Genomic DNA, 20,952 nt, shown 5'->3' on the forward strand with positions numbered 1-20,952 from the left:
GAGCATAGTCCTCCATGTACTCGCGACGCATTCCTTTAGAATCGCATCAATCCACAACTGCGCGAGGTCGTAGATTCTTGCTATAATTTTGAAAGAGATGAACGTGGATGAAGTGTGGAATTATTATAATTCTGGAATAATGAAGGGATGATAAATCGTTGCAGTTGTCTCTGACGGTAGCGAGGAGAAGGCGTGATCCGGATTTTCGCAACAAGATTCTGAGAGCGTACGAGTTTAGCTGTGCAATTTGCGGTTTCAACGTCCGATTGGGCCATAACTTGGTTGCCGTCGACGCGGCACATATTCAATGGCACCAGGCCGGCGGGCCGGACAGCGAAGAGAACGGAATCGCTTTGTGCGTACTGCATCACAAGTTGTTTGACCGTGGCGTGTTTACGATAACCGGTAATCGAGAGATGCTTGTTGCCGAGGAGGCGCATGGAACGCAGGGGTTCGAGGAGTGGTTGATGCGGTTTCACGGCAAACGAATTCGTGCGCCCATTCGTCCGATTTATCAGCCTAAGGAGAAGTTTATCGAGTGGCACGTTCGGGAGGTTTTCAGAGGGCCTGCCAGGTACAATGTAATACAACGATAAGAAGACAGATGAAAAGATCATATACACGAGCATTAAGCAGAAGTTGCAGGCGTGGCATAAGCTTGAGTATCTTACACCGTATACTGTCGAACACGGAGAAGAAACGATTCTCTTACGTTCCGATGCTGATCTGCCTTGGTTATATCCGGAAAAGTATGAGTTGGATCGGAAGAGCAGCAAGAAGAGATTTTGAACAGTCTGCCCCGGCCCTGACGACACTGCTTCGAGATGCCATTGCCGCCATTATTGTGAAGAGAGCCAAGAAATTAATAGAGTGCGACAAGCCAACAGAAGCTTTCTCTTATATTAAAAATATATGGATTCCATTCCGTTGTACTTCGGCGCGGCCATGAGCGGTCTTCCATTCATGCCGATTGGGTCCGGTTGGAATAAACGTCGCCATACTTTCACCATGTTCAATCCGATTGCAATAAACGAAGATAGACTCACACGCTGACCGGACAGACGGCACGGACTTGTGTCCGAGGTGCCAATTCAAGCCCGGACTGATGAAGTAAATCAGGCAGGAAATAGGGGGAGCGTGATTCCCCTGTAGACGATGTTGCGAGAGGAAGATTCCGGTGGCAATTGTACAGGTGAGGTCCGCCAATCCGAAGTTCACGTTTCTGATTAAGAAAAATCCGGGTACCGGCATGCAGCTTCGTCCCGTTCGGCAAGGGATGGCGTACGGGTGGTATTCGGACGATGCGACCTTTAATGTTTACTTCAAAGACGCGGACAATGAGATTTCATACAAACAGCGTGAAGACGAGAGCTTTGAATATTTGAATGTGTCCCGCTACAATACGCCGTTGTTCTCGCTGAATGCGATCAACGAGTTTTTCTCCGCGCCGTTCAAGGCGCAGGATGAGCGGGATGAGCCGGGGTACGAGCATTCCTTTTTCATCAATATGATTCATGTCGATCGCACCCGCTATATCGATTTTTTCGCCAAGCATATGAAGGAATACACGTTCGCTCTGGAGCATCGGGCGCACAAGAGCTACGCTCTAACCGTGACCACGCGGAAAAGCTTGTACCATCTGCTGCATGTCGTGAGCGTGTTATGCCTGTTCTTATCCATGTTCGGCGATGAGTACATCGATATTTCGGACGCCATTCTCGATAAGTACATTCGAAGCTTGAATGTGATCGACGCGCCGTTCTATATCCGAAGTCTGTTCGCGAGAAACTTCTTGTCCTCCAGGGAGCGGTATAAAAAATACAAGGCGGATATCGAGCAGACGAGTCGTTATGCGATATCGCTCGAGTATGGCGGTACGGCGATGCAGCGGCGCAACTATATCTCCGGCGTGCTGCCGTTCAATAAGCCGATATTGGATGTGGGGTGCGGTGAAGGCTTCTATGCGATCCCGTTCGCCGGAAAAATCGAAAGCACATACTATGCGGTCGATGTGAACGAGGAACTGTTGGAGGTTGTTGCGCGTAAGGCGGCAGCGAGACAGGTCGATAACATTGCGCTGTTCCGCTCTCTCGATCATTTTCTGGAGTCCTACAATGGGGAGACGGTCGATGTAATTTTGACGGAAGTCATCGAACACATGGACGCGGCAGCGGCAGCGGCGCTTATTCGCCAAGTTTGCAGTCAAGTGAATTATGACCGACTGATCATCACAACGCCGAATGCCGATTTCAACCGTTACTATGAACTGGACGGATTCCGGCATGAGGATCACAAGTGGGAGATGGACCAGGAGGCGTTCCGGCAATGGTTCGCAGTCACGGTTAGCGGAGTGGATATGGTTTATACGTTTGTGATGATGGGCGATTGTGTGGACGGCGTTCACACGACACAAGGCGTCATCGTTCAAGGGAAGGAGGAATAGCGGATGGAAATTGTAACTCGAGTACACACCATTTTTATGCTTGTCGGAGCAACAGAGTGCGGCAAGTCTACGTTTGCCAAGGAAGTGCTGATTCCTCAGCTTCGTCTGGCGGACGCGTCGCGAGGACTACGTACGAATGTGCAATACTTGTCTTCGGACAGCATTCGTCAGGAGCTGCTGGGCTATGATTACGATAAATACGATCAGGTGATGCTGGAGGCAAGCTCGCATACGTTCCAACTGCTGTTCGAGCGGCTGAAGCTGGTCACCTCGTTCCCGCTGAATGCCGAGTTTGTCGTCGTAGACACGATCGGGCTTGCGGAAGACTTCCGTAGCAAGGTGCGCGAGATTGCCCAGGAGAACAACTACAATGTGGAGGTTATTCTGTTCGATTACCGCCAGCGCGACGATTATTATGCTTCGGAACGGTCGAAGAAGCTGATCTCGAGTCATCTGAACCGACTGCGGAAGGACGTTCTGCCCGTATTGTCCCGCGAGGGCTACGGCAAGATTCATAAGCTGCGGGCCAAGGACTTCTACTCTCTCGAGGATGGAGGGGCCAATCCGGATTACCGGGTGACGGTTGAGAACTGGAGCGACTACTTGGCCGCAGTGCTGCCGCAGGGACAGGCGTATATCGTTGTTGGCGATGTGCACGAATGCGTTCGCGAGCTTCAGGGGCTGCTGTGCGACTACGGCTATCGGATGGAGGACGGGAAGCTGTATGCTACGGACAAGGTGCAGAATACGCAAATCGTACTGGTCGGCGACTGGATCGATAAGGGGAAGCAGACGCGCGAGATCGTCGAGTTTCTGTACGAGAACCGGGAGCATTTTCTGTTCGTACTCGGCAACCATGAGAACTTCGTCTACAAGTATGTGAAGGGTGAAATAGCGGGCGTGGATCCTGAACTGCTGCAGACGTATTTCGATTCGACGCAGGTGCTCATGAGTGATCCTGCATTGTTCGGGAAGTTCGCGCAGCTGGTGGAACGGTCACAGCCATTCTACCGCTTGGTTGGTATGAACGGGCCATCCTTCTATGTCACGCATGCGCCCTGCCGCAACAAGTATATCGGCAAGCTGGATGCCAATTCGGCCCGCCACCAGCGCAGCTTCAGGCTTGATCGCGATGTGTCCATTGAAGAGCAGCTTGCGTTTTTGCGGGAAGAGGCTGTGGGTAATCACCCGTTTCATTTGTTCGGTCACGTGGCGGCCAAGCAAGCCTTTCGAATCAAGAACAAGATTCATCTCGACACGGGCAGCGCGCACGGCAATGTGCTGACGGCTGTACGTATTTCGAACAGGCCGATTTTCAGAAGTCACAAGTCGCAGTCCGCAGCGGTTCAGGAGGAACTGCCGGTACTGTTCCGGGAAGAGAAGAAGGTGTCTCTACAGGAGCTGGATGACGAGGCGATTCGCCGGTTGAATTATTGCTCGCGGAACCGGATCAACTTTATTTCGGGTACGATGTCTCCGGCGGACAAGGATGTTGCGGCCGAAGAGCTGGAGTCGCTGCGCAAGGGGCTCGACTACTTCGCGGATCGTGGCGTCACTGAAGTCATATTGCAGCCGAAGTACATGGGGTCGCGTTGCAATGTGTACCTGTATCGGGAGATCGATCAGTGCTGCGCGGTCAGCCGCAATGGGTATAAAGTGCAGGCGGTCGATATGACGCCCGTGTACGAGCAGTTGCAGCGGAAGTTCGGGACGTACATGGCTGAACGGGGAATTGAAGTGCTGCTGCTCGATGGAGAGCTGCTGCCTTGGAAAGCGCTTGGAGACGGGCTTATTGAAAGGCAGTTCCGTCCGATCGGGAAAGCACTGGAGACGGAGTTGGGCTTCTTACGCCAGCATGGCTTTGAGGAAGCATTCGGCAAGCTCGCTAGGGATGCCGAAGCAAGCGGATTCGAGAAGGATCAGCATCATCTGTCCAAGGCGGCGCTTAGCGACAAGTACGGCGCGCATGCCTATCAGAACTATAAATATGTGCGGGAGATTCGCGAGGCGAGTGTTCCGCTCGATCGGCATGATGAGGCGTACGAGGTATACAAGCGTCAATTGGAATTGTACGCCGGGGAGGCGGAGCTTGCCTACAAGCCCTTTGCGATTCTGAAAGAAGTGCTGGCGGATGGACAAGAACGCATGGCGGATGGCCGGACGTCGGAGATGTACCGTTTGCTGACGGATGACGAATATTTGGTGCTTGATCTGCAGGAGTCGGACGCATATGAAAAGGCTGAACGCTTCTTCTCCAGGTTAACGTTGGAGAACGGGATGGAGGGTATCGTCATTAAGCCGGAACAGGAAAAGCGAGGCGTAGCTCCTTACTTGAAAGTTCGCAATCCCGGCTATTTGTCGATCATTTACGGGTATGATTATAAGTTCCCGCGTAAGTATGGGAAGCTGTTGAAGCAGAAAAATACGGCTTCCAAACTGCGTACCTCCATGAACGAGCATCGACTGGGCGGGCAAATGCTGGCGGTCAAGCTGAGCGACATCACGCCGGGGAATGAAACCTACAAGCAAATCGCGGCGAATCTGCTGTTCGAGGTCGCCAAGGAGAAGGAGATTGATCCTAGACTATGAGACTGCGTCTGGGGCAATTAAAATAAAAGGGGTGATCCGTATGGACAAATCGCCTTACAATCCATATAAGGATGATTCACTTCATACAACCGTCGATGGGAATACCTCCGCCCAAGAGGATCGAACTGCATTTAATGATGTAATCAAAAATGCGGATATCATATCCGGATTCCAACGACCCAAGCAAATGAATCAATTCCCCAAATGGTATCGAACGTATTGTTGTGTCCAAAGGTGAATGAATAGAAACAGCAAGCCCTGACGATGCTTACGCATGCCAGGGCTCTTTGTCTTATGAACGTTTCTGAACTAAGATTGTCAGGCTGACCAGGGTGACAAAGATCGTAGCGCCCATGTCGGATAGTATCGCGATCCACAGCGTCAGCCATCCGGGGATGGTGAGCAGCAGGGCAATCAGCTTAAGTCCCAATGCCACGCTAATATTAAAACGAATAATCCAGTTCACTCTGCGCGCGATACGGACCGCTGCCGGCAGCTTGCCCAGATGATCCTGCATCAGTACGATATCAGCGGTCTCGATGGCACTGTCCGTTCCCTTGCCCATGGCAATTCCGAGCTGCGCGGAGGCCAGAGCAGGGGCATCGTTGATGCCGTCGCCGATCATGCCGACCGTTCCCGTGGCGGCCAGCGCTTTAACCTTCGTTACTTTGTCCTCCGGAAGCAGGCCGCCGTAGTATTCGCTCACGCCGACTGCTTTTGCCACCTTTTCTGCGGTTCTCTGGTGATCCCCGGTGAGCATGACGGTGCGGCGGATGCCGCTTCGGTGAAGCGCTCTGATCACGCCGGCGCTCTCCTCGCGAATCTCGTCTGCAATGCCGAACATGCCCAGCACATTGCTTTCGTCAGCCAGCAGGACGAGCGTCAATCCGTCTTCTTTCAGGCTTTGAACGGCGGAGCGCACTTCTTCCGTGAAGGCGAGATGGGAGATGCTCTTCTCATTGCCCAGCCAGTACTTGCGCCCTTCATACTTCGCCGTTATCCCTTGGCCGGAGACGGTTTGGATGTCGTCAGCTTCGCCGGCAGCTATGCCGAGCCGATCCATTTCCTTCATCACGGCTTTGGCCAGCGGATGAATAGAGGACTTCTCGATCGCGCCAGCGATGACGAAGAACTTTTCTTTGTCGTATACGACAGTCTTCTCTACATGCGGCTCTCCTTTGGTCAGCGTACCGGTCTTGTCGAAGGCGAGCGTGTCCAGCTTGCCCAGCTGTTCCAGGAAAACCCCGCCTTTAATTAAGATTCCGTTCCGAGCATTGCGGGTAATGCCGGACACGATCGCTATCGGCGAGGACAGAATCAGTGCGCACGGGCATCCGACAATCAGAACCGCCAAGCCCTGATAGAGCCACTTTTGCCAATCGCCCCCGAACAGCAGGGGAGGAATGAGCAGAACCAGAAGAGCCACCATAATGATCAGGGGCGTATAATACTTCGAAAACTTGTTGATGAACAATTCCGTAGGCGTCTTGGTCTCCTGTGCCTCTTGGACGAGGTGCAGTATTTTGGCCAGCGAGGAGTCCTGATAAGCTTTATCAATACGGACTTGGAGGACGCCTTCGTTATTGATGCTTCCGCCAAAAACGGACTGTCCGTTTGTTTTCTCCACCGGGAGGGACTCGCCTGTGATCGCGGCTTCGTTAACGGAACTCTTGCCGCTTGCGACGGTGCCATCGGAAGGTATCTTCTCGCCGGGCCTCACGATGACGATATCGCCGACCATCAGGCTGGCGATAGGCACCACGGTCTCGATGCCGTGTTCCAGCTTCACAGCTTCTTTGGGCGCCACTTGCAGCAGGGTCTCCATCGACTTGCGCGCCTTCTCCATGCCCATGCCCTCAAGCAGCTCGTTGAGTCCGAATAAGATGGCGACCAACGTCGCTTCTTTCCAATCTCCGATTGCCGCCGCTCCGATGAGAGCTATCGTCATGAGCGTGTCGATATTGAACTTGAACTTCGCAAGATTTTTTAAGCCGCGCCAAAATGTCGAGTAACCGCTAAGGAGCGAGGCAACGATATAAAGCGAGATGGAAACGGCCGTCGGCAGCATGTCCTGTGTGGACATCGTGCCAATGTACAGAACGGTAGAGATGCCCAGCAGCCGGATCATTCGTATGGTGCCACCGGCGCCATGTTCATGGTCGTGTCCGTGATCATGGCCTTCATGATCTGCATGGGCCTGCTGTCCATGGTCGTGATGATGGTTATGGTTATGATTATGGGTATGGTCTTTCTTAGGGGGGAGCTCCAGAGAAGCACCGTCCGATTTCAGGATTTTTTGTATTTGGTCCAGGTCGATCTGCTCATCCACTGTCAGTTTGCCGGAGTTGTAGCTTAGCTTTGCCGTCTGCCCGTGCTCAAGCTGCTTGATTTCCTGTTCGAGCTCGTTCGTACAATTCGGACAGGATAATCCTTTTACCCGAAGCTCCATCGTCATCTATGCCCAACTCCATTCTCATTGCCAACGTATGAGTATATGTTCATATAATATGCTGAATAAATGAAGATGTCAAACATTTCACTCCAAGCATGAACAAATAATCATTTGAATGAAGCCCCGCGATAAACGCGGTTAATTGTAAACTTTCCTAATTAAATGACCGTCTGTTATAATGAAACATCGCTTGTGAAATTCAAGAGGTGATGAGCATGCAGCAGCATATAGCGGATGAGTGCGAGGTTCCATGCGGAGGCTCTGATGCAGACCTGGCTCAAATAAAATCTGAGATGATCGAGGAATCGCGGATTCACGATATCGCAGATTGGTTTAAGGTTCTCAGCGATCCTACCCGGGTTAAAATGATAAGCGCGCTAATTCGCCGTGAATTATGTGTTCACGATTTGTCGCGATTGCTTGAAATGGGACAATCCGCAGTCTCGCATCAGCTGAGGTATCTGAGGAATATGCGAATGGTCAAAAGGCGAAAGGCCGGAAAAACCGTCTATTATGCTTTGGACGATTCACATATCGAGGAAATCATCCAGGCGACCTTGGCACACATGGATCACAAATAAGACGCTTTCAGTATAAGCGATACGAAGAAGAGGTGCCCACGCCATCGGAATGGCTGGGGCGCCTCTTTTTGCTGCTGCGCATCACATTAAGCCACCAACCATAGAAATTGTCGCCTTACTTTTCAATGAAATGAAACCTAGCGCATAACGCGTCTCTTCTCGCAGCGCCGGAGCCTGCCATACAATTCATCTCGTACCGCACAACAGGGAAGGCGTGGCTCACGGTAAAAGGAGGGAGGTCGGCTCATCTTTGAAAATGCGCTTATGTAAGCGTTTGCCGTTAAATTTTCCTTTGCCGCGGGTTGACCAGCAAGCTACTACAAAAAGGAGGTAATAAAAGATGCCATTATCGGCAATCAAACAAATGCACCTGAATCGCGCGTTAAGAGCGAGAATCGCAGTCCTGCTCTGTGTGACTTTACTGTTCGCAAGCTGGTTCGGCGCATATCCAGGCCGGGTGTCCGCTGCTGCAGGCGGAGCGGAGCCGACCTCTGTCACCATGCAAGTCTATGCATCGGACGATGCCTTCGTCAGAGGCGGCACCAATGCGGATACGAAGTTCGGGACAACGACGCCCAATGAGCTGCAAGTCAAGAACATCAACACAAGCATTGACAATGACAAGCGGGAATCGTATCTGAAATTTGACCTAAGCGCCGTTCCGGGATTGATCACCGGCGCGAGCCTGAACCTGTACGGCGCGGTCAACGATGGCGGGCAAGCGACCGGCAAGTCGGTCAGCTTGGCCGTCTACAGCGTAGCCGACGATACATGGTCGGGAGCCGGGATTACCTGGAGAACAAAACCTGCCAAGGACGCTGCGATCGCGAGTCCGATGACGCTGCTGAACAAGCAAGCGGCGAAATGGTACTCCACCGACGTGTCGGCCTATATGGGCGCGCAGCAGCTCGCCGACATGACGGCAAGCATCGGATTGATCGACGAGAGCGTGGCCAACTGCCTGATCTCGCTGAATAGCTCGGAGGCTGCGAACAAGCCTTACCTGACGGTTACATACTTGCCGGCCGCAGCGGGGGACGTTCAGTCTCCGACCTGGGCGAACAACGCTCAGCTAAGCGCCGTCCTTCAAGGGACGAGCACCGTGCGCCTGGAATGGCCGCAGGCGGATGACCCATCGGGAATAGCCGGTTACCGCATCTATGCCAACGATGTGCTGAAGGCCAGCGTTCCGGCGTCGGTCAACACATATACGGTCGCCGACCTGCTGACAGGCACGGACTACAGCTTCCGCATCGAGGCTGCCGACTATGCCTGGAACTGGACGCAGGGTGGACTGCAGAAGCAAGTCTCTCTGTCGCTCACGGAGCAGAAGCTGTCCCCGACGGATGACGCCTACGTCAATGCCGGTGCCAAGGCGGACCTCAATTTCGGCAGCGAGCCGACGATGATCGTTAAAAAGAACAACGCGGAATTGACCCGGGAAACGCTGATGAAATTCGATCTCGACTCCGCCATGGAGGACATGGGATCGGCCGTCTTGTACGTTTATGCTACATTAACAGATTCCGCCGGTACGGATATCGTGAACCATCTGTACAGCACCGATACGGAGCAGTGGAGCGAGCAGGAGGTAACCTGGAATACGCGGCCTGGCGTGCGCGACTATCTCCAGGCCTTCACCGCGAACCGCACGCCTCAATGGTATGCGCTGGATGTCACCGCGTACGTGAAGGGGCAGCGAGCGGCGAACAAGGCTGCCAGCTTCCTCATTCGCCAAGAGGTGGAGGCCGGACTCAATGTCGGCATCAACAGCAAGGAGAATGCGGCCAACAAGCCTTATCTTCGCATCACCAGGACAAAAGCGAATCCGTCGGCTCCGGTGTGGGGCGCAGCCTCGAAGTTGACGATGAACCATGTCGAAGAAGACTTGATTGAGTTCAGTTGGGCGCCTGCAACCGGTGCCGATGCATACCGCGTGTATGCGAACGGCATCCTGGTCGACACGGTAGGCGCCGACACGACGAGCTACAAAGTATCCGGTCTTGCCGTCGGCAAGTCGTATACGATCAGGGTGGAAGCCGGCAAAGGCGCGGACTGGAGCGCCGACGGTCCGTATGCCACGGTGAACACGCTGGAAACGAAGCTGCTGCAAAGCCATCTCGGCAACGTCTATCTGAGCAATGAAGCGCTGAGCATGAAGGTGCAGACAGGCAGGACGTCCGTCTCGTGGACCGCAACCGACGTGTGGGGGAGCGCAGCGGCATCCGGCGTCGCATTGACGCAGAACGGTGAAGCCTTGATCACTTTCCCGTCGACGCTTCGCGGCTACTTCACGCTGACGGCTTCGGCCGAAGCGGACGGCCGCACGCCGATCGTGCTGGAGACAGCCTTTGCGGTATTGACGCCATTCGATATGAGTCAACTCAGCGATTCCCCGTTCGGCGTGAACTCCCATCTGGCGAGAACGTCGACAGGCTGGGATGCGAGCTTGACGGAGCTGGTCGTCAGAGCCGGCATCAAAAACGTCAGAGACGCCTCCGAATGGAATTCCGTCGAGCCGCAGAAGGGCGTCTACACCGTCCCGTCGTCGCCCGCGGCAGCCGCGTACATGGACGCTTTCCGCAGAGAAAAAATCGATCAGCTATGGGATGTAGCCTTTAACAATCCTTTGTACGACCAGAACAGCACGCCGTATACCGATGAAGGCCGCGAGGGCTTCGCGAATCATGCCAGAGCGGTTCTGGACGCGTACAACGGGGCGAATCCCGCAGATCCGGGATATACCCGCTTTTTGAAACAAATCGAGGTGTTCAATGAATTTAACATCGGGTTCGGGGACCGAGGGACGGGGCCGGCAGATTCCAAGCCGGAGTATTACTTCCCGCTGCTCAAAAAAACCTATGAAACGGTGAAGGCCTCTCATCCGGATACGACCGTCGTGGGGATGTCGACGGCAGGCGTGCCGTTGTCCTGGATGGAGTCCGTCATGAAGCTGGGCGGATTAAACTATATGGATGTCGTCTCGTTCCATCCGTATGTGTATCCGAACGATCCCGAGCTGATCGTGAAGTCGATTGACGATGTGAACGCGCTGGTCCGCAAATACAACGGCGGGAAAACGAAGCCGCTCTGGATCTCCGAAATTGGCTGGCCGACCCACGCGACGCTATCGGGCGTCAGCGAGAAAAAATCGGCCGACGATCTCGTGCGCGCCTTCGTGCTGTCTCTCGCGAACGGCATCGAGAAAGTATATTGGTACGATCTGATGAACGACGGTACGAATGCGACGTACAACGAAGACAACTTCGGGCTCGTGCGCAATAAAAACGATAAGCTGGGCGTCTACACGCCTAAACCGTCGTACACGGCATTTGCCGTCATGATCCGTCAGCTGTCGGAAGCTGTATTCGATAAAAATCTGTCGGCGGCGGGCTCGTACTATCACTATTTGTTCAAGCAAAAAGGCGAGGATGTGCGCGTCGTCTGGGCGACACAGCCGAAATCCGTCGTCATTCGCTCGCAGTCTCCGGTTCGCGTCGTCGATTTTATGGGCAACGAGACGGTCTATACGCCGGTTCAAGGCAAGGTGTATATGACGCTGAACGGAGAACCGTCCTACATTCGCGGCGCGATCGACGGCATCGCGGAGAACGGCACCTTTAAGCTGACCGGCGAGTCGTCCCTGATGCGGGAAGACGGCAAGCTGAAGCTGACCGTCGACAACAAAGAGAGTGCCGCGGTCTCGGGAACGTTTGACATCGGCGGACACAGCTATCCGTTCGATGTGGCGGCGGGCGCCGTGAAGACGATTGACATTCGCGTACCCGGCATGGACGGGGAGGGCAGTCTGTCCGTCCGCGGGAAGCTCATGTCCGCAGAGGGGAAACAAATCGGTCTGCTTACCGCGGACATTCCGTTCCGCAAGCCTTACAACATTCAGGTGAAGCCGGTCGTGGCGGCAACGCCGGGAGCGGATCCGTCCGTGCAGATCCTGATCGACAACAATTCGGCCGATATGCCGCTCGGACTGGCCAAGATCGATTGGTCGATCGGCGGCGCATCCGGTTCTATTCCGTCGAAGACGATTGCGCCGACCCAAGTTGACGTGCACACCGTCGTCCTGCCGGGCCTTCAGGAAGGGAAGTCCTATCCGCTGGACGTGACCGTCTATTTGGACAGCTACAATCCGGTCCATATCGTCAGCTCGATCGATTTCAACCGGGTCGTCTATAAAGAGGAGGGCGCGGTGCCTGCTCCGATCGATGTGACGACCGGCACGAATCGGATTGCGGCGGACAGCTACACGGGCAAGGACGATTTGAGCGGTACCTTCAGTCTGTCCTACGACGAGACGAATTTCTACTTGGACGCGGATATCGTGGATGACACGTTCCAGTATCCGTTCGTCGGGCAGGAGATTTGGAAAAACGACAGCATTCAATTCGGCGTAGAGGACAGCATTCCGGGAATGGCGACCTTCTACTACGAGATCGGGATCTCGATGACGAACCAGGGGCCGCAAATTTACTTCTTTAACGGACCTGCGGGCACGACGCTGGGCGTACACGACAACGGCGATATGGATCTGAAAATTACCCGCGACGAGGAGCAGCATATTACAAAGTATCGGCTGAAAATGCCTTGGCGGGAGCTCACGCCGATCGTGCCCGCAGCAGGCAACACGCTGAGCTTTTCGATGCTGGTCAACGAAAACGATAACGGCATCCGGGACGGCTATTACGAATGGGGCTCCGGAATCGGAGGCGGGAAGGACCCGACACTGTTCCGTGCCTTTCAATTGATGGCGCCAGTCGGCGGCAAGGAGCCCGAGACGGAGCATAGCGCCGAGCTGAAGGCATTGTCCGTCTCGGCGGGCGAGTTGACGCCGGCCTTCGACGCGGCGCAGCTGAGCTACTCGTTAAGCGTAGCGAACGACGTAGACAAAACGAGCGTATCGGCGAGCAGCGTCGATCCTACAGCGATGATCGGCATCAATGGCGCCAGCCCGGCCGTCGGTGCGGCAACGGCGCAGGTCGACCTGCAAGAGGGCGACAACTCGATTACCGTTGCCGTCACGGCGCAAGGGCAGCCAAGCAAAACCTACACAATCACCGTAAACCGTAAAGCCGGCGAAGACAACGGCAACGGCAACCCGGACAACGGCAACGGCAACCCGGACAACGGCAACCCGGACAATGGCAACGGAAACCCGGACAACGGCAACCCGGACAATGGCAACGGCAACCCGGATAACGGCAACGGTAATCCGGACAACGGCAACCCGGATAACGGCAGTCCTGGCCCAGGCTCGAGCGGCCCGGCAAGCACGCCTGCACCTGATGCGCCGACCAGCGTCGAGCAGCCGGACCAGGTAATCACGACAACCGAAGTCAAGAGCACGACGGATGCCGAAGGCAAAGCTACGGCAGCCGTCTCCAATCAGCAAATTACGGATGCCCTAGCGAAGCTGGCCGCCGTACGCAACAAAGACAAAGCCGCCGTGCTGGAAATCAAGGCGACGGTCGATGCGGCCGCGAAGCAGGCCATCGTGCGCGTGCCCGCGGAAGCATGGACCAAGATCGCCGATAGCGATGCGGACACATTGACGATATCCGCGGGGCTTGCCCGGCTGTCGCTGGACACAGACGCGCTGAAGGCTGTTCAAAGCAGTGCGGGCAGCGGCACGGTCGACGTATCGATTCAGAAAGTCGATGCCGCCGCCGTCGCGCAAGGATGGACGCCGCAAGCGAAGCAAGCGCTGGAATCGGCCGTAGGCGGCCGTCCGATCTTCGACTTGACGATTACCGCCGGCGGCACCCAGGTAAGCTCCTTTAACGGCGGCTCGGTCAAGGTGAACATCCCTTATCAGCCGGCAGCCGGCGAAGATGTCAACGCGATCCTGGCCTACTATGTGGCAGCAAACGGCGAGCTCGTCAAAATTACGAACAGCATTTACGACGCAGCCGGCGGCATGCTGATGTTTAACGTCACTCATTTCTCGCCATATGCGGTAGGCTACGACAAGGTGCGCTTCCGCGATACGGCGGCAAGCTTTGCCCAAGACTTCATCACGTATCTGTCGGCACGCGGCATCATCAACGGCACGGCGGCCGGTCAATTCTCGCCTGCGGCCTCGATCACCCGCGCCGACTTCACGCTGATGCTCGCGCGCATGGCCGGCGCGAAGCTGGACGGCACCGAAGCGTCCGCATTCCGCGACGTGGCGCCGGGCAGCTACTATGCCCAATCCGTGCGATGGGCGACCGCCAACGGCATTACCAATGGCGTGACCGCCGACACGTTTGCGCCGACAGCGAACATCACGCGCGAGCAGATGGCGACGATGCTCGTTCGCTACGCGGCGCTGATGAAGCTGAGCCTGCCGCAGGCGGTGCCTGCGAGCGACTTCGCAGATCGCGCCGACATTGCCGCCTTCGCAGCGGAGGCGGCCCGGACGATGCAGCAAGCCGGCATCATCGGCGGCAAGTCCGGCGGCCGCTTCGCACCGAAGGATATGGCTTCGCGCGAAGAAGCCGCGAAGCTGCTGGGCATGCTCCAGCAGCTGACGATCCGTTAAGCAGCGCCGCAGAACCCTTTAACAGAGAAGGTACCGCTCCTCGATTCCATGGAGAGAGCGGTACCTTCTTTATGTCTATGACCTAAAAATAATGCACGCAGTGCAAGTTCTGTGAATCGATCATTTTCAAATTATGGGACACGCCTCATAATGAGTCTATTCCATACGGTCATCATCCGCATTAGAGTGATTACAATGATCTATATTTAAATCACGCCTGGATTTGACAAACTTTTGTAGAATCGAGGTTTTGTTCATTGAAGCTTAGCATATCAAGCAAAAGCATGCTCATCTACGGCATCGTACTTTTTACGATCATTTCGCTGACGTTTTTGTTGTCTTACCGGGGGGCTGTCGGGCCCCTGCAAGGTCAGCTAAAAAACACGAATATCGCTTTGCTCAAGCAGATCGATCAGAAGCTGGATATGGAGTTTCAACGGGCGGAGGAGGATCTGCTTCAGCTCAGCAACGAGCTCGAGATCGTCTATTACATGAACAACAGCTACAACGACGACTCGCATCGGTACACCAACTTTTACGCGCTGAACACGAAGATCGGCACCTTCATGAACCGCAATCTCCGGTTCTCGTCGATCATGCTGTACTCGGATGTCAGCGGTCAGATCTTGACGGAGACGACGTTCGAGCAGAAGGAAATGTCCGAATACGGATGGTTGACCGACTATATCGATATGTCCGGCTATTTCAAATGGCTGCCGACCCATCCGATCTCGAACGGGGCGGTGAAGCAGGATGTGGTCACGCTCATCCGCCCGTATCCCGCGCTGAGCGCGCCCGGATTCAGAAAAGGCTTGCTGGCGCTTAATATGAAGGAAGACGTACTGTATCAATTGGTTCACGACGTCTTCGACCGCAATTTTGAGGGCCATGTGTTTGTTTTGGACAACAAGGGCAATGTCGTCACCCATGACGACAAGAGCAAGCTGTACAGCAATATGAAGGAACTGCCTTACATACAGAAGCTGCTGGCTGCACCGGAAGACGGCTCGATTAATATTAAGCTGGATGGCGTGAACCAATCGGTGTTTTATCACCATTCTCTGAAGACGGGCTGGAAAATTGTCAGCATCGTGCCCGAGAACCAGGCCTACCGTCCGTTAACGGTGATGAGAAACTTTCTGCTCGTATTTGCGGCCATCATATGCGTGTTTGCGTTCGGTCTGCTTTTTTACGTCAACCGCTGGACGTTCAGACCGGTGGATCGTCTGCTTCGCAAACTGTCGAAGACGCATGCGGGGAAGCAGTATGGCGAACGGATGTCCGATCTGGAGCATATTTTTGAGCAAATGTTCGAGGATCGGGCGAATCTGGAGCATCAGGTGCGGAACTCCAGGCCGATCTTAAAATGGCGAATGATCATGGACATTCTGGTCGGTTACCGGAAAGAATACGCGGTAGTCAAGCATCAGTTGGATTATATCGGCGTTCGTCTGCTGCCCGAGTGGTTCGTCGTAAGTACGATCGAGATCACCAAAGAAGGCGGCATGAAATCGAAGGACGAAGCCCTGTATACGTATGCGGCCTGCAACGTCGCCGAAGAAATCATTAACCGGGAAGTGTCGTGCGCGGCCATCGACGTCGGCGAAGGGCGCGCCGCGATCGTCTTCAGCTTTCCGGACGGGGACGAGGCGCACAACCACCTCCGGGCCATCGCGCTCCTCGAGCAGATTCTGGATGTCATGCACAAGCAGTTCGGTCTGATCGTAACGGCGGGCGTCGGCAAATGCTACAAGGAGATGGAGCATGTCCCCTTGTCCTATGAGGAATCTCAGCAGGCCCTGAGGTACAAAATGCTGACAGGCAGCCACACGGTCGTCTCCATTGAGGACTTGCAGGTGCCGGACAATCAGGATTACTACAAAATCATGCAGTTGATCGGCCAGATCCAGGACGCGCTGAAGCTGACCGACGCGAAGAAGCTGTTGTCTTTGCTAGGCAGCATGTACCAGGAAGCCGTGCGGGTCAATCTCTCTCCGGACCTGATTCGCCAGTTCTCCTTCGAATTGGTCATGCGTTCCATGCAGACGGCGGAGTCGGTCGGCATCGATCCGGGGGCGCTGCTGGCCGAGGCCGGCAATATGTACGAACGAATCCTGCAATGCGAGAGCTGGCGGGAAACCGAGCAATTCGTAGGCGGCGTCCTGACCGACTTGTCGGGCAGCATCGAGAAGAGGCGCAGTCAACGCGGAAAAAACGATACGATGACCAAAATATTGGCGTACGTGCAAGCGAATTATCAGGATAGCGGCCTCTCTCTCGATCTGCTGGCGAATGAATTCAATCTCAATCCGACGTATATCAGCAAGCTGTTCAAAGAGCATGCGGAGGGCAACTTTATCGATTACCTCATCGAGATCCGCATTGAAGCTTCCAAGCTGCTGCTGAGGGATCGCAATATCAAGATCAATGATATATCGGAGTCCGTGGGTTACGCGAACAGCCGAAGCTTCATGCGCACCTTTAAAAAGGTCACGGGGATGACGCCTACGGAGTACAGGGAATGGGTTCTTAGCCACAGCGACAAAGCGAACTGAACGATATTTGCGGGACAGCTCTTCTCCAAAGAAGGGCTGTTTTTTTGTCAGACGATAAAAATGAACCTAGCGTAAGTTTTGTTACACGCCATTTATTCAATTTTTGCGACCGACCTCATAACAAGTCTGTATCGCACAGCTCCGATCTTGCCTATGATTAGGCTCGTTGGCAGAGGAATTCCAACCAGCCGAAAGGAGGATCATGCATGCAAGAGGGCTTGCCTGTATCCACAAAAGAATCGTTGATCATACATAAAGGTTCCACGCTTTCCAAAGGGCAGCTCATGCGGCGCAGATTGATGCGGGACAAAAACTTGTATCTCATGCTGCTGCCAGTTGTCGCGTTCTACTTCATTTTCAAATACGCGCCTTTGGCTGGCGAGATCATCGCGTTTAAGGATTACCGGTTCGCGGACGGCATCTGGGGCAGCGATTGGGTCGGCCTGAAGCATTTCCGCTCGCTGTTCCATAGTACGGACTTCTGGCGAATTTTGCGCAATACGCTGCTGCTGAATGTGTACAGTCTCGTATTCGGCTTTCCCGTTCCGATCGTGCTGGCCTTGCTGCTCAATGAAGTCCGCATCGAAGGCTACAAAAGAATCGTGCAAAATTTGCTGTACGTGCCTCACTTTATTTCCTGGGTCGTGCTGGGCGGCATCCTGATCGCCATGCTGTCCCCGAGTACGGGTGTCGTGAACGGTCTCCTGAAGCTGCTGGGGATCGAGCAAATCTACTTTATGGCGGATTCGACCTGGTGGCGGGTATCGTATACGGCGTCTTCCATCTGGAAGGAAGCGGGCTGGGGCACGATCCTGTATCTGGCTGCGATGGCTTCGATCGACCCTCAGCTCTATGAGGCATCCCGTATCGACGGCGCGTCGAAGCTGCGGCAGATTTTCCACATTACGCTGCCCGGCATCAGAGGCACGATTGCGATTCTGTTGATCTTGCGCATGGGCAGCATGATGGACGCCGGGCTTGAGCAGACGCTGGCGCTTCAGAACGATGCCGTTCTGGATGTGGCGGACGTCATCAGCACCTATGTGTACCGGATCGGTCTTCAGAATATGAACTACAGCTATACGACCGCTCTGGGGCTCTTCCAGTCGCTGATCGGACTGATTCTGATTGTCGGCGTGAACAAGATTATTCGTTTGTTTGGTGAAAGGGGGCTATGGTGACCGTGGGACTATCGAGAAAAAGCGTGTCGCTATGGGAATGGGGCAACTATGTGTTGCTCGGTCTGCTCTCTTTAATCGCACTATTTCCATTCTGGTACGAAATCTCCGCATCGTTCAGCAGCAGCCGCGCGATCTCCTCGGGCGAGGTATTGTTCAGGCCGGTCGAGTTTAACGTAGAGGCGTACAAACGGCTTTTCGAAGACGGTCAACTGCTGCGCTCCATGGTGAACACGGTCATCGTTACCGTCGTAGGCACCTTTCTGAATATGATTATGACCGTGCTTGCCGCATTTCCGTTGTCCCGCCGCAGACTGTACGGCCGCGGTCCGCTGCTCATGTTCATTACCCTGACGATGATCTTTAGCGCGGGCATCATTCCGAGTTTTATTTTGGTCAAGTCGCTTGGGCTGATGGATTCCTTCTGGGCCTTGTGGCTGCCTGCGCTGATCAGCACCTATAACATGTTCGTCATGAAGTCGTTTATGGAGGGCCTGCCGGAAGAGATTATGGAATCGGCCTCCATCGACGGCGCGGGGGATTGGAGAATACTGCTGCAAATTGTCCTTCCGTTATGCAAGCCGATTCTGGCGGCCCTGTCGCTCTTCTATGCGGTCGGCTGGTGGAACTCCTATTTTAATGTGATGCTCTACATCACCTCTTCGAACCTGCAGACGATGATGCTCAAGCTGTATCAGATGATCAAGCAAGTAGACGCCAGCCTGCTGAACGGCGGAGCGGGCAGCGAGGGCGCTGCGCAGGTGATGCTGACCCCCGAAGGGATCAAGGCGGCGGCTGTTGTCATCGTGCTGACCCCGATCCTGTGCCTCTATCCGTTTCTGCAGAAGCACTTCGTCAAAGGCGTATTGATCGGCTCTGTCAAAGGTTGATATCATGATGAGGATAATCTCCTCACTAGATATAGATTCTAACAAATTTAAAGGGGATGAAGGGTTTGAAGACTTCTAAAAAGGTGCTCACCATGCTGATGGCTGCCGGGTTGACCGCTTCGGCACTGACAGCCTGCAGTTCGAATTCGAATGGCAATGACTCGTCTTCGCCGTCCGCAGGGGGAGCAAGCAGCGCGGCAACGAGCGGTGGGGGAAAGGCAAGCGGCAAAAAGGTCGATATCAGCGTCTCCATGTTCGACAGAGGCCAGGTTGCGGCTGACGAGGGAAGCTACGAGAACAACCGCTGGACCAAATGGATTAACGAAAATGCGCCCGCCGCCGTCAAGTGGGTGCCCGTCCCCCGCAACGAAGCGCAAACCAAATTAAATACGTTAATCGCCTCCGGCAGCGCGCCCGATCTGATGTGGGACTATGACCGGAACTACATCGCGCAGCTGGCGAACAACGGCGCCATCCAGCCGATCGGCGATTATATCGAGAAGTACAGCACGACGTATAAGAGCTACCTGAATGAGCATCCCGAGCTTAAATCGTATCTGAACATCGACGGCAAAATGTATGCGGTTGCAAGCGTTCGCGGACCGGAATCGATCGCCAATCACGGAATTTGGATTCGGCAGGACTGGCTGGATAAGCTGAACCTGAAGGCGCCGACGACGATCGAGGAACTGATTGAAGTCGCCCGCAAGTTCAGGGACGGGGACCCGGACGGCGACGGCAAGAAAAATACCGTTCCGATCGTGTTCAACGGCAACGGCAACACCATTATGCGATCGTTTTTCCAAACCCACGAGAACCAGTGGTACCTGGAAGGGGACAAGCTGGAGTTCGGCAGAGTAAACGACCGGACCAAGGATTATCTGGCATTCCAGAAGCAATTGTTCGACGAAGGCTTAATCGACAAAGAGTACATTACGGACAAAAACTTCCAGCGCGCCACGCAATTTTGGACGACCGGGCAAGCGGGCATCATGTTGGGCGCCTGGAACATGGAAAATGAATTTATGGACTTGAAGAAAAACGTGCCGACCGCCAAGATGACGGCCATGGAGCCGGTCGCCTCCAAGTACGGCAAGTCCGGCCTGTATCAAGAGACGCCTGCCAACATCTATGTGACCTTCAACAATCAGATGAAGGAAGACAAGATCGAGGCTGCCATCAAGTATTTGGACTGGATGCTGGACGAGGGCTGGAAGCCGCTGAAGTACGGCGAGGAAAACGTGCATTACAAGCTGGTCGACGGCGTGCCTCAAACGATCGATGCCGCGAAGTTTAAACAAGAGGTCGCCTATGCGTCCGAATACGCGGTCGTCAATCAGTATGCGCTGAAGCCCGAATGGTTCCCGACGATGGCGGCTGCCGATGCGATCTCCCAGGAATATGCGCAGGAAAAAGCCAATTCGCTCAGCGTCGCCATGAAAAACAAATATCGCCGCGATATCGCGTACAATCCGTCTCTGCCGGAAGTAAGCGAACTGGTCGCCACCTTCGCGCCGATCGCCGTGCAGATCGAGACGAAGGTCGTGACCGGAGCCATGACCCCGGATGCCGGCATGACCGAGATCCGCAAGGAATGGAACCGGCTGGGCGGCGAGAATGTGGAGAAGCTCGTGAACGAATGGTATCAAGCCAATAAGGATCAATTGAAGTAAACCAATAAAGTAAACCAGAAAGTGAGCCGATCTGCCCTTCGGCTCACTTTTCT

Annotated in this window: 9 protein-coding genes and 1 pseudogene; 9 read left to right on the forward strand and 1 reads right to left on the reverse strand. The window is 54.4% G+C overall.

Annotated features, from left to right (window positions below; genetic code table 11):
- Positions 1 to 158: 158 nt before the first annotated feature.
- The 3 genes and pseudogenes from VQ071_RS00295 to VQ071_RS00305 all read left to right on the forward strand — a co-directional run.
- A pseudogene (locus VQ071_RS00295) lies at positions 159 to 596 on the forward strand (phosphorothioated DNA-binding restriction endonuclease); the annotation flags it as partial.
- Between the two features lie 581 nt (positions 597 to 1,177).
- Positions 1,178 to 2,443: a class I SAM-dependent methyltransferase gene (locus tag VQ071_RS00300; RefSeq protein ID WP_340511836.1), complete on the forward strand. Its 1,266-nt coding sequence runs from the start codon at positions 1,178 to 1,180 to the stop codon at positions 2,441 to 2,443.
- A gap of 3 nt (positions 2,444 to 2,446) precedes the next feature.
- Entirely contained in the window at positions 2,447 to 5,032 is a 2,586-nt protein-coding gene (locus VQ071_RS00305; RefSeq protein WP_340511837.1) for a metallophosphoesterase, read from the forward strand.
- A gap of 292 nt (positions 5,033 to 5,324) precedes the next feature.
- Here VQ071_RS00305 and VQ071_RS00310 read toward each other — a convergent pair whose 3' ends face one another.
- On the reverse strand, positions 5,325 to 7,487 hold the full coding sequence (locus VQ071_RS00310; RefSeq protein ID WP_445293240.1) for a heavy metal translocating P-type ATPase: 2,163 nt from the start codon (positions 7,485 to 7,487) through the stop codon (positions 5,325 to 5,327).
- Between the two features lie 212 nt (positions 7,488 to 7,699).
- On the opposite strand from VQ071_RS00310, the gene VQ071_RS00315 reads away from it, so the two are divergent.
- From VQ071_RS00315 to VQ071_RS00340, 6 genes are all read left to right on the forward strand, one after another.
- Positions 7,700 to 8,065, forward strand: a complete 366-nt coding sequence (locus VQ071_RS00315) for an ArsR/SmtB family transcription factor (protein ID WP_445293241.1) — start codon at positions 7,700 to 7,702, stop codon at positions 8,063 to 8,065.
- A gap of 499 nt (positions 8,066 to 8,564) precedes the next feature.
- Complete coding sequence (locus VQ071_RS00320) at positions 8,565 to 14,603, forward strand: CBM96 family carbohydrate-binding protein (protein WP_340511839.1); 6,039 nt, start codon at positions 8,565 to 8,567, stop codon at positions 14,601 to 14,603.
- A gap of 257 nt (positions 14,604 to 14,860) precedes the next feature.
- The gene (locus tag VQ071_RS00325) at positions 14,861 to 17,158 is read left to right on the forward strand and encodes a helix-turn-helix domain-containing protein (protein ID WP_340511840.1); all 2,298 of its coding nucleotides are present in this window, start codon (positions 14,861 to 14,863) and stop codon (positions 17,156 to 17,158) included.
- Between the two features lie 206 nt (positions 17,159 to 17,364).
- Entirely contained in the window at positions 17,365 to 18,339 is a 975-nt protein-coding gene (locus VQ071_RS00330) for an ABC transporter permease (RefSeq protein WP_340511841.1), read from the forward strand.
- A gap of 2 nt (positions 18,340 to 18,341) precedes the next feature.
- Positions 18,342 to 19,226 carry a carbohydrate ABC transporter permease gene (locus VQ071_RS00335; protein WP_340511842.1) on the forward strand — a complete coding sequence of 295 codons (885 nt, stop codon included), beginning with the start codon at positions 18,342 to 18,344 and terminating at the stop codon, positions 19,224 to 19,226.
- Between the two features lie 65 nt (positions 19,227 to 19,291).
- On the forward strand, positions 19,292 to 20,899 hold the full coding sequence (locus VQ071_RS00340; protein WP_340511843.1) for an extracellular solute-binding protein: 1,608 nt from the start codon (positions 19,292 to 19,294) through the stop codon (positions 20,897 to 20,899).
- The last annotated feature ends 53 nt before the right edge of the window (positions 20,900 to 20,952 follow it).

Origin of the sequence: Cohnella sp. 56 (assembly GCF_037963805.1) — a bacterium.
In the GTDB taxonomy this organism is placed as follows: Bacteria; Bacillota; Bacilli; order Paenibacillales; family Paenibacillaceae; genus Cohnella.

Bases quoted from the DNA above. Each gene is read 5' to 3' on its own strand.
- VQ071_RS00330 (WP_340511841.1), top strand. From the start codon at position 17,365: ATGCAAGAGGGCTTGCCTGTATCCACAAAAGAATCGTTGATCATACAT.
- VQ071_RS00320 (WP_340511839.1), top strand. From the start codon at position 8,565: ATGCAAGTCTATGCATCGGACGATGCCTTCGTCAGAGGCGGCACCAAT.
- VQ071_RS00310 (WP_445293240.1), bottom strand. From the start codon at position 7,487: ATGACGATGGAGCTTCGGGTAAAAGGATTATCCTGTCCGAATTGTACG.
- VQ071_RS00305 (WP_340511837.1), top strand. From the start codon at position 2,447: ATGGAAATTGTAACTCGAGTACACACCATTTTTATGCTTGTCGGAGCA.
- VQ071_RS00315 (WP_445293241.1), top strand. From the start codon at position 7,700: ATGCAGCAGCATATAGCGGATGAGTGCGAGGTTCCATGCGGAGGCTCT.